Annotated in this window: 12 protein-coding genes; 1 reads left to right on the top strand and 11 read right to left on the bottom strand. The window is 37.3% G+C overall.

All coding sequences use genetic code 11. From position 1 onward, the window contains the following. Positions 1-7: 7 nt before the first annotated feature. The 3 genes from trmA to putA all read right to left on the bottom strand — a co-directional run bounded on the left by trmA (position 8) and on the right by putA (position 5531). The gene (trmA, locus tag ACLCEG_RS02520; protein ID WP_410565518.1) at positions 8-1093 is read right to left on the bottom strand and encodes a tRNA (uridine(54)-C5)-methyltransferase TrmA; all 1086 of its coding nucleotides are present in this window, start codon (positions 1091-1093) and stop codon (positions 8-10) included. Between the two features lie 106 nt (positions 1094-1199). After that, on the bottom strand, positions 1200-1673 hold the full coding sequence (locus tag ACLCEG_RS02515; protein ID WP_200001955.1) for a GrpB family protein: 474 nt from the start codon (positions 1671-1673) through the stop codon (positions 1200-1202). Positions 1674-1778: 105 nt separating this feature from the next. Continuing rightward, entirely contained in the window at positions 1779-5531 is a 3753-nt protein-coding gene (putA, locus tag ACLCEG_RS02510; RefSeq protein WP_410565514.1) for a trifunctional transcriptional regulator/proline dehydrogenase/L-glutamate gamma-semialdehyde dehydrogenase, read from the bottom strand. 124 nt (positions 5532-5655) lie between these two features. Between putA and ACLCEG_RS02505 the strand changes: the two genes are divergently transcribed. Continuing rightward, the gene (locus ACLCEG_RS02505; RefSeq protein WP_004702048.1) at positions 5656-6144 is read left to right on the top strand and encodes an Lrp/AsnC ligand binding domain-containing protein; all 489 of its coding nucleotides are present in this window, start codon (positions 5656-5658) and stop codon (positions 6142-6144) included. A gap of 35 nt (positions 6145-6179) precedes the next feature. Here the strand turns inward: ACLCEG_RS02505 and putP are convergent, their stop codons facing one another. The 8 genes from putP to ACLCEG_RS02465 form a co-directional block, all read right to left on the bottom strand. Further along, complete coding sequence (putP, locus tag ACLCEG_RS02500; RefSeq protein WP_410565511.1) at positions 6180-7670, bottom strand: sodium/proline symporter PutP; 1491 nt, start codon at positions 7668-7670, stop codon at positions 6180-6182. Between the two features lie 409 nt (positions 7671-8079). After that, the gene (locus ACLCEG_RS02495) at positions 8080-8787 is read right to left on the bottom strand and encodes an SIR2 family NAD-dependent protein deacylase (RefSeq protein WP_410566539.1); all 708 of its coding nucleotides are present in this window, start codon (positions 8785-8787) and stop codon (positions 8080-8082) included. A 97-nt stretch (positions 8788-8884) separates the two neighbouring features. Continuing rightward, positions 8885-9259 (bottom strand): glycine cleavage system protein GcvH, encoded by a 375-nt coding sequence (gene gcvH, locus ACLCEG_RS02490; protein ID WP_410565508.1) that lies wholly within the window; start codon positions 9257-9259, stop codon positions 8885-8887. 38 nt (positions 9260-9297) lie between these two features. After that, positions 9298-10323 (bottom strand): AraC family transcriptional regulator, encoded by a 1026-nt coding sequence (locus tag ACLCEG_RS02485; RefSeq protein WP_019458971.1) that lies wholly within the window; start codon positions 10321-10323, stop codon positions 9298-9300. 108 nt (positions 10324-10431) lie between these two features. After that, positions 10432-10872 carry a MaoC family dehydratase gene (locus ACLCEG_RS02480; protein ID WP_019458972.1) on the bottom strand — a complete coding sequence of 147 codons (441 nt, stop codon included), beginning with the start codon at positions 10870-10872 and terminating at the stop codon, positions 10432-10434. Further along, positions 10872-12719 (bottom strand): ABC transporter ATP-binding protein, encoded by a 1848-nt coding sequence (locus ACLCEG_RS02475; RefSeq protein WP_039255223.1) that lies wholly within the window; start codon positions 12717-12719, stop codon positions 10872-10874. Before ACLCEG_RS02475 ends, ACLCEG_RS02480 begins: the two co-directional genes overlap by 1 nt. Before the next feature lie 374 nt (positions 12720-13093). After that, positions 13094-13630, bottom strand: a complete 537-nt coding sequence (locus ACLCEG_RS02470; protein WP_174736714.1) for a DUF2058 domain-containing protein — start codon at positions 13628-13630, stop codon at positions 13094-13096. Between the two features lie 3 nt (positions 13631-13633). Then, a complete protein-coding gene (locus tag ACLCEG_RS02465; protein ID WP_077164029.1) occupies positions 13634-14311 on the bottom strand; it encodes a YoaK family protein in 678 nt (225 codons plus the stop codon). Positions 14312-14316 lie beyond the last annotated feature (5 nt).

The following is a 14316-nucleotide window of genomic DNA, read 5'->3' as shown; positions in this document are numbered from 1 at the left end:
ATTTTGTTTAAATCTTCTCAAGTAATACACCTGACTCGACATGATGTGTATAAGGAAACTGATCGAACAAAGCAAACTTAGTCACTTGATGAGTTTTTGTCAGCATTTTTAAGTTTTCATATAAGGTGTCGGGATTACATGAAATGTAGATGATACGCTCAAAACCTTGTAAAAGTTTTAAAGTTTCATCATCAATTCCGGCACGCGGAGGGTCTACGAATACCGTGTCAAAGTCATAGCTCTGAATATCAATATTTGCTTCTTGTAGACGGCGGAACTCACGCTCACCTTGATATGCTTGAGTAAACTCTTCAGCCGATAGACGAGCTACCTGAATATTATCGATCTGGTTTTGTTCAATATTCCATTGAGCGGCATAGACTGATGATTTAGCAAGTTCTGTAGCAAGTACGCGTTCGAATTTTAGTGATAACGGAAGGGTAAAGTTACCATTACCACAATAAAGTTCTAATAAATGTTTTTTCGAACCTTCCGCTGCATCACATGCCCATTGCAGCATTTTTTTGCAAACTTGAGCATTAGGTTGGGTAAAGCTACTTTCAATTTGTTTATATTTGAATGTACGATTTAAAAGTTCAAATTCTTCTACAACAAAGTCGTCGCCAATCACAATTTTTTGGCCACGGCTACGGCCCATAATTTTAATATTTAGTTTTTCAGCAAGTGCTTTAGCTGCTTGTTCCCATTCCTGATCTAATTTAAGGTGATAAATTAGAGTAACTAGCATTTGCCCACTTAGTGTTGCGAGGAAATCCACTTCAAATATACGGTTAGAAAGCTTATCTTCTGCTTTAAGTTCTTCCAAAAGTTTCGGCATTAAATCATTAATGCTTTTATCAGCAATAGGAAACTCGTCTATGCGAACAACTGTTTTTTGCTTGTCTTCATCGTTACGTTCAAACATGGCATAAAACATATCATTTTCTGTATGCCAGATCCGAAACTCAGCACGCATACGGAAATGTTGTTCAGGTGATTCAAACACTTCTAATTTAGGCGGTGTAAATTCAGAAAATTGAGTAGTAATGCGATCAATTTTAGCTTGAAGTTGTTGACGATAAGAAGTGGTCATAGACAAAGAAAATTTAAACAGAATCAAATAGTGAATGGTACCAAAAAAAACGCGCTTGCAGGAGCCAATTTTACTCAGATATTCATAAACAAATAGGGTACTTAAATTAGAGATGATTTAAGACATTTTGAATAAAATCTGATTTTACTTTTCTATATTGATCATGGTCTAAATGACTACACTCTAATTTTAGTTGATTATATGCATTCACGAGCTTTGGTGAGTCTATAAGCTTATTTCTAAATGTTAAGAAAAACGTAAATACTGAATTGGCTACTACAACTTGAAATGCAACATCATCGTTGTTCAGTGATTCGAGCATGCAAAGCTCTTGTGTTCTAAGCGTATTTTGTTTCTCTATAAAATTAAGTGTTTTTAACTGGTTTATTGCGAATTCAAATTGCTCAGGCATAACTTCGATATAAATATCTAGATCACCTTTGGAAATTGCATGAGGTATTGCAGAAGAACCTATATGCTCAACTTTGGCAAATGGGAGAAGTGTGGAAATATCTTTTTTATATGAATTAAAAAGTTGAATACATTTTTGTTGATATTGCTCTGATTCTAAAAAGATCACTACGAAACTCTCTAATCTATAAAATTTATATATTTAAAAATAGATTACTTCATTAAACAAAAAAGCCCAAATACTGAGATTTGGGCTTTTTAAATAAATTAGGCGTTAGTCAGACATAGTCATTAAGCTTGCATTACCACCAGCAGCGGCTGTATTCACACTAATTGCACGTTCAATTACTAAACGTTCAAGTGGAATCGATTCATTTGATTCAACATGTGTAATGCCAACAATTGCGCCTGAGCGGCTAGCAATTTCTTGCTGTAATGAAAGAACCTCTTCACGATTGCCATGATGTAAAACAGCATCAAAATTATCTGACGTAATGTTTTTAACTGTAGTAATTGCATCAAGTACATCTTTTGGCAACGTTTGTTTATGTTTTACCAACAATGGACTATTTGGCATTACAGCAGCTTGGCTACCCACTGCAAAAATTGCGAGCAATTGATGCAATTGATTTTCTTCAGTGTCAGCAATTGAAAGCACACGGTGACGCGGTAAAATAATATATTGGTTACTTTCCCCAGTAGGGCCTTGTAACTCATAAAACTTGCCTACACCAAATGGTTCAATATCACGATTTGCTTGAGATAAATGCTCTTTCGCCCAGTTTTGTAAGCTCTGATAAACCTCTCGGTTAAAGCCTTCATATGCAGTTTGTTCATTTTTCATAGCAAATGGTGTTGCCAATACTTTATTTGAACAATTTTGCATTAAGCGATACATATAAAGCGGGCCACCAGCTTTCGGACCTGTACCAGATAAACCTTCACCACCAAATGGTTGAACACCAACAACAGCACCAACAATATTACGGTTGATATAAAGGTTACCAACTTCAGCATGTTGAATAACGGTTTGGATGGTTTCATCAATACGAGTATGCAGACCCATTGTTAAACCATAACCTTTGGCATTAATACGTGAGATAAGTTGTTCAAGCTCGCCGTACTTATAGGTAATTATGTGTAAAACAGGTCCAAAAACTTCGCGTTGTAAGTCATCGAGGTTAGGTAGCTCAATTGCTGTCGGTACAACAAAAGTTCCTTTGCTCAATTCATTTTGGTTAGTTGCACCAAACATCAGTTGATGTACTGGATAGCCCTTAGACTTCATTTTTTGGATATGTTGATCAATTGTCTGTTTTGCTTCTTCATCAATAACAGGGCCAATATCCGTTTTTAAAATAGCAGGGTTACCAACAATTAACTGTTGCATTGCACCTTTAAGCATTTTAATAACGGTTGCAGCACTATCTTCTTGTACACATAAAATACGCAAAGCAGAGCAACGTTGACCTGCGCTATCAAATGCAGAACTTACAACATCAAGTACAACTTGTTCCGTTAAAGCAGATGAGTCCACAATCATTGCATTCTGACCACCAGTCTCTGCAATGAGAGGAATAGATTGACCATTAGCAGCCAAACGTTTTGCAACTGTTTTCTGCAAAATTTTTGCAACTTCAGTTGAGCCAGTAAACATGATGCCATCAATGCGTCGATCTTGGCTAAGCTGAGCACCTACTGTTTCACCACGGCCAGGTAATAACTGTACAGCACCATGTGGAATACCAGCTTCCCATAAAATTTGCACTGCTTGAGCCGCGATTAATGGTGTTTGTTCAGCAGGTTTTGCAATAACACAGTTACCACTGACTAATGCTGCAGCAATTTGACCAGAGAAAATTGCAAGAGGGAAGTTCCATGGACTAATACAAAGTACAGTACCAAGCGGCTGAATCGTTGTATTTGCAGGAAGACTCTCAACTTGAGTTGCGTAGTAACGTAAGAAGTCTACAGCTTCACGAACTTCTGCAATGGCATTCGCATAAGTTTTACCACTTTCACGGCAAAGTAATACCATTAACTCTTGAATACGGCTTTCCATAAGGTCAGCTGCACGTTTTAAATATTGTGCGCGTTGATCTTTAGGTGTATTTGCCCATTCAATTTGTATTTGTTCAGCTGCATTCAATGCAATTTCTACATCATTAAGATCAGCTTCTTGTACATACCCAACAATTTCATCATTTTGTGCTGGGTTTGTAATTGCAACAGAATGGCGTTGTTCTGTTGAAGCGTTATTTCCTAGTAAAGGATGGCTTTGCCAAACACGGTTACGAAGTTGTTGAGCTGTGTTATCTAAAGCTGCAAGTGGAGTATCATTTGCTAAATCATAGCCTTTAGAGTTTTTACGAAGTGACCCATACATATCTAAAGGAAGAGGAATTGATGGGTGTTTTAAACCAACTGAACCCTCAAGTTTAGCAGTATTGCGTATATCGTAAATTGGAGACTGAATGAGATCTTCAACTTTAAGTGTTTTATCGGCAATACGGTTAACAAATGAAGTATTCGCACCATTTTCAAGTAAACGGCGAACTAAATAAGCTAACAAAGTTTCATGGTTACCAACCGGAGCATAAATACGGCATGGTACGCCTAATTTATTTTGCTCGCGAGGACCCACAACTTGTTCATAAAGTGGTTCACCCATGCCATGTAAGCATTGGAATTCATATTGACCAGCATAATATTTACTTGGATCAGCTAAATGATAAATCGTTGCCAATGTTTGAGCATTATGAGTTGCAAATTGTGGATAGATGAACTCAGGGGCTGCAAGTAATTTTTTAGCACAAGCAATATAAGATAAATCTGTATGTACTTTACGCGTGAAGACAGGGTAGTCATCCATACCTTCGATTTGAGCTTTCTTGATTTCGCTATCCCAATATGCGCCTTTTACAAGACGAATCATGAGGCGTTTTTGGCTGCGTTTAGCAAGATCAATAATATAATCAACTACAAAGAAGCAGCGTTTTTGGTAAGCTTGAATAACGAATCCAATACCTTTCCAGTTGGCTAGTTCTGGCTCGAAGCAAAGACGTTCAAGTAACTCAAGCGAAATTTCTAAACGCTCTGATTCTTCAGCATCGATATTTAAACCAATGTTGTAGTGTTTTGCTAAACGAGCGAGTTCAAATACTTTGCCGTAAAGTTCTTGATGAACACGTTCAATTTGCGCACGTTGATAGCGAGGATGTAAAGCAGAAAGCTTGATTGAAATACCTGGGCCATCATAAACACCTTTACCATTAGACGCTTTACCAATTGCATGGATAGCTTGCGTATAATCGTTAAAGTAGCGTTCAGCGTCATGGTCAGTTAAAGCTGCTTCACCTAGCATGTCGTACGAATAGCGGAAGCCTTTATCTTCAAGCACTTTCGCATGGTCTACAGCTTCTTCAATAGTTTCCCCAGTTACAAACTGTTCACCCATCATACGCATTGCAACATCAACTGCTTTACGAATAATGCCACGTCCACTACGGGCTAAAAGGCCAGTAAGTACACTTGAAAGACTGGTTTGCTTTGGGGTTTCCATAAGCTTACCAGTTAACATAAGGCCCCATGCAGCAGCATTTACAAACATTAAGCTACTTTGACCAACGTGTTCTTTCCAGTTACCTTGATTGATTTTATCTCGGATAAGCAAATCACGTGTTGCAGAGTCTGGAATACGAAGCAAAGCTTCAGCGAGGCACATAAGCGCCACGCCTTCTTGAGAAGAAAGAGAGAATTCTTGTAATAACCCTTGAACAATACCAGCTTTACCTGAAGAGGTTTTACGTTCACGTAAGTTATGGGCAAGATTAAATGCAAGTTCATAAATTTTATGATCTAAATCATCAGATACCGCAGCAGCTTGTAATAGCTCTTCTACAGCTTCCGGTTCAGCACGACGCCAAGCTGTATTAATGCGTTGTTCAAACTCACTTTTATCATTGAATTCGGTGATATAGCCTTGGTGAGATTTATCCATTTGATGAAAAGTATCCATTGTGTTCATATCTATTTCCGACAACCGACTCTCATAAACTCATCTTGAGTAGAGAGGTTTAGATAATTTATGATTACAGAAGAAACACCGAATAACTCACTATATTTAGCCTATTTTTTAGAGGAAAATTCAGATGAATGGCCCATTATTAAGCCTTGATCGCACTGATTTAAAAATTTTGGATATTCTTCAAACAGATGGGCGAATTTCTAATAGTAAATTAGCCGAAATGGTGAACTTATCTCCAACCGCTGTTATGGCTCGGGTGCAGAAGTTAACAAAAGATGAATTCATCTTGGGCTATGAAGCAAAATTGAATCCAATCAAACTGAATGCAAATTTTTTAGTGTTTGTAGAGGTCTTGCTTGATAAAACAACACCTAACGTTTTAGACGAGTTTATTGATGCTGTCGTGCATTATCCAGAAATCGTTGAATGCCATATGGTGAGTGGCGGATTTGATTTCTTAATTAAGTTAAGAAGTGGCAGCATGGAGGAGTTTAGACGTATTGCTGGGCAGGTACTATGGCAATTACCAGGGGTAAAAGAAACCCGTAGTTACCCTGTAATGCAAGTAGTCAAAGATACTTCAAAAATTAAAATCAAAACTAAAAGCAAATAAAAAGGGGCCGAAGCCCCTTTTTATTTTACTCATTTTTATACACTTTCTTTGTAGAGTTCATCTGCTTCTTCAAAGCGTCCAGTTACTGTTGTGTTTGGCGCTTTAGTTAAAAGACTCACTACAATAATGCTGATAAATGCAAGAATAAAACCAGGAATAATTTCGTAAACACCAGTACTTGCGAAAAGATTCTTCCAGCCAATCACTACAACAGCACCAACGATCATACCCGCTAAAGCACCTTGTAAATTCATACGTTTCCAGAACAATGACAAGATAATAAGCGGACCAAATGCAGCGCCGAAACCAGCCCATGCATAGGCAACAAGACCAAGAACTTTACTGTCTGGATTACCTGCAAGCACAATTGCAAGAACTGCAATCGCAAGAACCATAACTCGACCAACCCACACAAGCTCTTTTTGAGATGCATTTTTACGAAGGAAACCTTTGTATAAATCTTCAGTTAAAGCACTTGAACATACTAAAAGTTGACAGCTTAGCGTGCTCATAACAGCAGCTAAAATTGCAGCCAAAATGATACCCACAATCCAAGGATTGAATAAAATTTTAGTCAATTCCATGAATACAGTTTCAGGATTTTTGTTTACAACTGCTGCTAATTCAGGGTGTTGCTCAAAATATGCGATACCGAAGAAACCAGCACCAACAGCACCAACTAAACATAAAATCATCCAAGTCATGCCGATACGACGAGCAGCAGGAATTGATTTTACAGAATCAGCGGCCATGAAACGTACTAGGATATGCGGTTGACCAAAATAGCCTAAGCCCCATGCCATGGAGGATAAAACAGCCACCACACTTAAATCTGAAACAATATTAAATGCATGCGGACGAGCAGTTTCAATGAGCGTTACAAAGTGAGTCGTATCACCAATTGCAAGGTAAGTTACGATTGGGGTGAGTAAAAGAGCAAAAATCATTAAGCCAGCTTGGAAAGTATCGGTCCAGCTAATGGCTAAGAACCCACCAATACAAACATAACTGATTGTTGCAATAGCACTTAACCAGACTGCGGTGGTATATGACATACCAAATAAATTTTCAAATAAACGTGCGCCAGCTACCATACCTGAGGCACAGTAAATTGCGAAGAAAACCAAGATAATAACGGCAGAGAAAATGCGAAGAATCTTTTTCTGGTCATCAAATCGACTTGTAAAATAGTCGGGCAGAGTGAGTGCATTATTTTGGATTTCAGTATGAACGCGTAATCGACCAGCAACCAGTAACCAGTTAAGCCAAGCACCGATAATTAGACCAATTGCAATCCACGCCTCAGATAAACCAGAAAGATAAATAGCTCCTGGTAAGCCCATGAGTAACCAACCACTCATGTCTGATGCGCCTGCGGATAATGCAGTAACGAAACTGCCTAAACTACGACCACCAAGAATATAATCAGAGAAGTCGCTTGTAGCACGGTAGGCGAATAAGCCAATAAGTACCATTGCTACGATGTACACCATAAACATGATGAGGGTGGGATCAAAATAACTCATAATGGATGTGTGTCCTTATATCCATAATCCGTGATTGTAACCTAATCCAGGTCGCTGTTTTCTTGTACGGCATTTCAAGAGGTTGAGATTCAACCACAAAAGAATTTTTTTGCTCTGTTATCTTTGTGATGTATTTTATGTATTTTTATGTAAACCAATGTAATTCTAGTTACATTATAAATTAAATTAATCTTAATCAATATCTTATAGGGTATGCATAATTCTTATAAACTTTCAAAAATTATAGAAATGGTAAATTTTGAGAATAAAATAGCATGTTTGGTTACAAAATTAGCAATGACAATATATTCACTACAAGAAAAATTGATATGAGTTGAGTATTTTTAAATCAATTTTAGATGAAGGGACTACTCTAAAGACGAAATCTGCAGTAAAAACTATGAAAATATCAGTTCGTCAACTGATGAAATAGCTCTTTCATACCTTCTGTGGCTGTCATATTTAATAGTTTATATTGAGATGGAACACGAGAATGATCTGCTTGGGGATCTATATAGTAGGCTTCAGTGTAATTAGGAATTTCATGAACTAAAGCAGCAACAGGATAAACACTTAAGGTTGAACCAATAACAATGAAAATATCTGCTTCCTGTACTTGCTTGATGGCTTCTTCAAATGCTGGAACTGCTTCACCAAACCAAACTACATGAGGACGAAGTGGATAACCATTCGGGCAAAAGTCATGTTCTAAATCTAACTTCCAACCATTAATCTCATAAAACTGAGTTGTATATTGTGCATCTGGTCCCGAGCTTTTTGCTAGTCGAATATTACCATGTAGATGCAAGACGCTGTGGCTACCAGCACGCTCATGTAAATCATCAATATTTTGCGTAATAACCTGTACATCAAAATGAGCTTGTAGTTTGGCAATGTACTGATGAGCTTCATTTGGCTGAGCTTCTAAAATATTTTTACGGCGTTCGTTATAAAACCGTTGGACTAAAGCCGGGTTTTTGTTCCAAGCTTCTGGAGTGGCTACTTGTTGTATATCATAATTTTCCCATAGGCCATTACTGTCGCGAAAAGTACTAATTCCACTTTCTGCACTCATACCTGCACCGGAAAATACAACAAGTCTTGTCATGTTATTGATCCTACGCATCCATTTTTGTATCTATTTTATACATATATAAAAAAACCAGTTTAAAAGTAAACTGGTTTTTATCAAATACTGAAAGCGTTGCTAACTTTTATAGACCAGCTTCATATTCTGCATTTGTTAATAGTTTTTCAACGTCTGCCATGTTGTCTGGCTTGATTTTATAAATCCATCCCTTGCCATATGGATCTTCATTTAAGAAATCCGGATCATCTTCAAGGTCTGTATTTACTTCTACTACAGTACCAGATACAGGGGCGTGGATATCAGAGGCCGTTTTAACTGATTCAACTACTCCAGCTTGTTCGCCGGCTGTTACTTTGCTGCCAACTTCCGGAGTCTCAACATACACCAAGTCTCCAAGTTCATCTTGTGCATGGTCGGTAATTCCTGTAATAACAAGATCACCTTCAATTTTTACCCACTCATGTGTGCGTGCATACTTCAATTCTGAAGGGTGGTTCATGACAACTCCTTAAGCTTGTGTCCAATATTTTAATAACATTATAAATAGGGGTCTTTACGCCAGTTGCTTGGACTACGGCCACTCCAGCGTTTAAAAGCACGGCTGAAATTTGCGACATCAGAATAACCCAATTCATCCGCAATTTGTTCAAGACTATAATCTGTACGTGAAAGTAATGAAGTCGCATGACGATATCTGACTTCATCTACTAATGTTGAAAATGATGTTCCTTCAGCAGCCAACTGTCGTTTTAAAGTACGATCTGACATGTGTAAGTATTCTGCTACATTTTCTATGCTTAAGTAATGTTGTTCAGAATTACTTAGAATATCACGGACACGCATTGCCAAACGGCGACGTTCGCCTAAAGCTGATAGTTCCGCTTCACATTGATTAATGGCGATTTGACTGGCGATTGGATCTGAATTAATTAATTTAAGACCTAAATATTTTTTATCAAAACTAGAAATTAAATGAGGTTGATTAAAACGAATAGTGCTGCTTAATTTACTTTTATATTTATCAAAGCCTGCTGGTTCAGGAAAGTCTAAATCAACATCACCTGCTAAATCTTCGATACCTGTCATTGCTTTTGCCATCGTCATGATGCCAATCGTTAAGCCTAAAACAATTTCGGTGCGAAGTGGCTCTAATTCAATATCACATTGCAACTGTAATGTGGCTTTGGGGCCAAATGTAGAAAAATAGAGTTGTAGAAAGGGTAAGCGTAACTGGATAAAACGAGCAGCAAGAGCAATCGCTTCTGTAATATCCTTTGCTGTCATTATTGCGTAACCAATAAATCCATGAATCGAAATGCGCATTTGGGTGCCAATATGGAAACCTAATGTACTTTCACCAGTGAGATTTAAGGCATGTTTAACCAGTTCATTTGCTACAGGTGTTGAAATACGATACTCAGGATCGGCCAATTGCTCACTAGTAAGATGAAAAGGAGCAAATAAAGTCTCATCGTTGTATCCCCAGCGTGAAACAACATCTAAAAGCAATAAGCCATAGACTCCTGGAATACCTTGATCTTGACGAGCTGAGGTAATTTTCATATGCGTTCCGTTGCTCTCATCAATTCTCTACGTGCATTTCTTACACATCTTGTCATGAAATATAATTTGAGTTTATAAAAACTGTTAGACAATCATATCAACGATTCATTAAACATTCTTTTTAAAGACAACGATTTTTGTCGTCGAAATAAGTAAAACATCCCCATGTTGATTTAAGGCTTGTGTAACGTAACTTACAATACCACGATCCAATTTTGTTTTGGATGGTGTAATGGCGGAAATTTCAGCTTCAACATGAATACGATCACCTGGTCGTGTTGGACGTGGCCACCGCAGACTAGACTCTGAACCCACCAGTCCGCCATGAATTGGCATACACTCTGTCCATAAACGCATCGTAATTGCAGAAGTATGCCACCCACTAGCGGCAATACCTTTAAAGATAGGGTCTTCTTTAGCTAGCTCTTCATTTGTATGAAAAGGTTGGGGGTCATACTGGCTTGCAAACTGTTTAATTTCATCTAGTGTAATTTCATATTCACGACTAATAAAACGATCACCAACTTTTAAATCTTCTAAATAAAGCATTAATCTTGACCCTGTACTACTTTTTGCTCAATAAGAAAGCCACCAGTTTGACGTTTCCATAATTGTGCGTATATACCATTTTTGGCAATTAATTCTTCATGCGTACCTTGTTCTGCAATTTTACCTTCATCAAGAACAATTAAACGGTCCATTTGAGCAATGGTAGACAAACGGTGAGCAATTGCAATAACCGTTTTATCAACCATCAGGTCATTTAAACTAGACTGAATGGCTGCTTCAACTTCAGAGTCTAGTGCACTTGTTGCTTCATCTAATATTAAAATTGGTGCATCTTTTAGGAAAACACGTGCAATAGCGATACGTTGTCTTTGACCGCCTGAGAGTTTGACACCACGTTCACCAACTTGCGCTTCATAACCAGAACGACCTTTTAGGTCTACAAGCTGGGGAATAAACTCGGCTGCTTTAGCTTTATGAACCGCACTTTGCATATCGTGATCAGTTGCATCTGGACGACCATATTTAATGTTCTCGGCAACTGAGCGATGTAATAGGGATGTGTCTTGAGTAACTAAAGCAATATTCGCTCTCAAACTATCTTGTGTAACATCTTCAATATTTTGTCCATCAATTAAAATTGCACCTTCTTTAAGATGATAGAAGTGTAAAAGTAATTGGATGAGAGTAGACTTACCTGCACCTGAGCGCCCAACAATACCGATCTTTTCACCTGCTTTAATATGTAGATTAAAGTGATCGATAACATTTTTATTATTGTAGGCAAAAGTGACATCTTTAAATACGATTTCACCTTGTTTTACTGCAAGTGGTTTTGCTTCTGGTTTGTCTTGGATATTGATTTTTTTGCCGAGTGTTTGCATACCATCTTGAATGGTTCCAACATTTTCAAATAACGCGGACATATGCCACATCATAAACTCAGCCATACTATTAAGTTTTAAAATCATGGCTGTAGTTGCAGCAATAACACCTAAAGCCGCTAAACCTTGAGTCCATAACCAAACTGCGGTACCAATCACGCCTACAAATAAAACAGCAGAAAGCATATTAATACTAACTTCAAAAAGAGTACCTAAACGCATTTGCGCATAGACCGTTGTCATAAACTCTTTCATTGAGGCTTTTGCGTATTGGCTTTCACGGCCTGCATGGGCAAATAGTTTAACTGTTTGAATATTTGTATAGGCGTCAGTTACGCGGCCAGTCATTACGGCACGTGCATCGGCTTGTTGTTGTGACACTTTGCTTAAACGCGGAATAAAGAACCAAGCACTTAATAAAAATAAGCCCAACCAAACCATAAGTGGAATAAGTAAAGTCGGTGAAATTGCACCAAGAACAATACTAACAGTAATAAAGTAAATGCTGACGTAAGCCAACATATCGCCCAGAATAATCCAGAATTCGCGGATAGCTAAAGCTGTTTGCATAACCTTTGCTGAAAGGCGACCTGCAAAATCATTATGGAAAAAATCTAGGCTTTGTTTTAATAAAAGATTGTGAAAGCGCCAACGTAAGCGCATTGGAAAAGTGCTATATAAAATCTGATGTTTTATAATGGATTGAATATTAACAAATAAAATATTAGCAAATAAGACACTTATTAAAATAAGGATATTTGAAGCATGTTGGCTTAAAAAACTTTCAGGTTGACTTTTACTTAACCAATCTACAAGTTGTCCAATTTTTGAAAAGAGTAATGCTTCAAATGTCGCTGCACCTGCTGTACAGATAACAAGAAGCAGTAAGTATGGACGTACGCCTTCAGTAGCTTGCCAAACAAATGGGAAAAAGCGTGTTGGTAAGGGCTCATCCAGACCTTTGGTTGGATAAGGATCGACAAGTTTTTCAAACCACTTCAGCATGAATGACTACCTTTATACATCAGCTAGTTTATTAAAATTCCGCAATTTAATTTTGCAATAAGTCAGTTAGATCAAGCTCGACAAAGATATTGATCTTTCGGATATGTGTGAAAACACATTAAAGTTTATGTTTTATATCTTTGGCTAAAACTGACATGATTTAGACAAGACATAAATTTGGAATCGGGAAAAGCCTAAAAGGCATGGTAAAGACAAAAATGTTTTATTCATTATATCGATAATAATAGATGAAGTGGTGAATGAATTTGACCTGAATGTAATTTTTATAGTTTTTTTTAATAATTGATAAAATATTAATAATTAATTTAAAAAGTATAAGCCTTTATCGCATAATTGATAAAGGCTTGAGAAAATTACCACATTAAGTCATCTGGAATAACATACGCTGCGTATGGATCTTCTTCGTCGGTGGTTTGTTCATTTTTCTCTGCATTGTTAATCAAAATAAAGCCTTGCATCTTTTGATCAATCTTTTCAGCTAAAGCCTTTGGAAGGTAAGCATACTGATCTTGATCTTTAGCAATCACTAAGCTTCCTGTTACAAGGGCATTATAGACTTGCTGAGATAGGTAGACTTTTTTAACTTTATTTTCATCAATAAATTGATAAGCGACATCGCCAGCAAAATCAGAAATTTTGTGTTGCTTAATCATTTGAATGATTGAAGCTTTCAATGCTTTTTCTTCAAGTTGTTGCTGTTTTTCTAAATTTAGAGCTTGATCTTTTGCTAGTTTCTCTTTTTGAGCTTTTTCAATATTTGCCTTAATTTCTGCCTCATTACTTTGGCCTGTACGTTGCTCGTGTTGAGCTTGTTTGGTTAGCTTTTTCGCTTTTTTATTATCAACTAAACCAGCTTTGAGTAACTGAGCTTGTAAGGCATTTTTAACCATGACTTAATCCGAATTTGAAGAAGAACTGTGAAAATAAACAACCCAATACGAGATACTGAGAGTTAAACTCAAAATTGCTGGAAGCAAAAATGCTTGCAATTTCAAGTAGGGGTGAACTAAAGCAGCAATTATACCACCAAACAGAAAACCTGAAAAAATAAGTAGATGCAAAATTATACGACGGTTTTCAACTTTTAAACCACGTGCCATGTAACCAAGAGCAAGACCAAGGTCTGTCAAAACACCTGATAAATGAGTGGTTCTGATAATGGTCCCTTTATAATGGCTGACCATGGCATTTTGTAATCCCATGGCGACACAAGCCCATAATAATCCATATTTGGGAAAATAAGGGAGTAATAGCCAACAGAGAAAAATAAAGAGAGCAACTAAGCTTAAAGGAAGGCCATATCGACGGCCTAATTTAAAATGACTGTTACCTAAAATAAAGCCACTATAAAATGATCCACATACATAACACAGTATAACAAGTACTAAATATATGATGTGTTCAAATTGCCAGTTTACCAAACTCATCGCTAGCATACTGACATTACCTGTCATATGCGAAACTGACTGATGTAAAAGGGTGATTAGCCCTAATACATTAATCATTCCGGCATTTATTGCCAGTAAGAAGGCACCAATTTGGAACCAGTTTGGTAAACGTTGAAATGGCATGTTCT

The organism is Acinetobacter sp. H1(2024), from assembly GCF_046557555.1.
Lineage (GTDB): Bacteria > Pseudomonadota > Gammaproteobacteria > Pseudomonadales > Moraxellaceae > Acinetobacter > Acinetobacter seifertii.
Note: the sequence above shows the minus strand (reverse complement) of the source record. Positions and strands in the feature narration are given on the sequence as shown.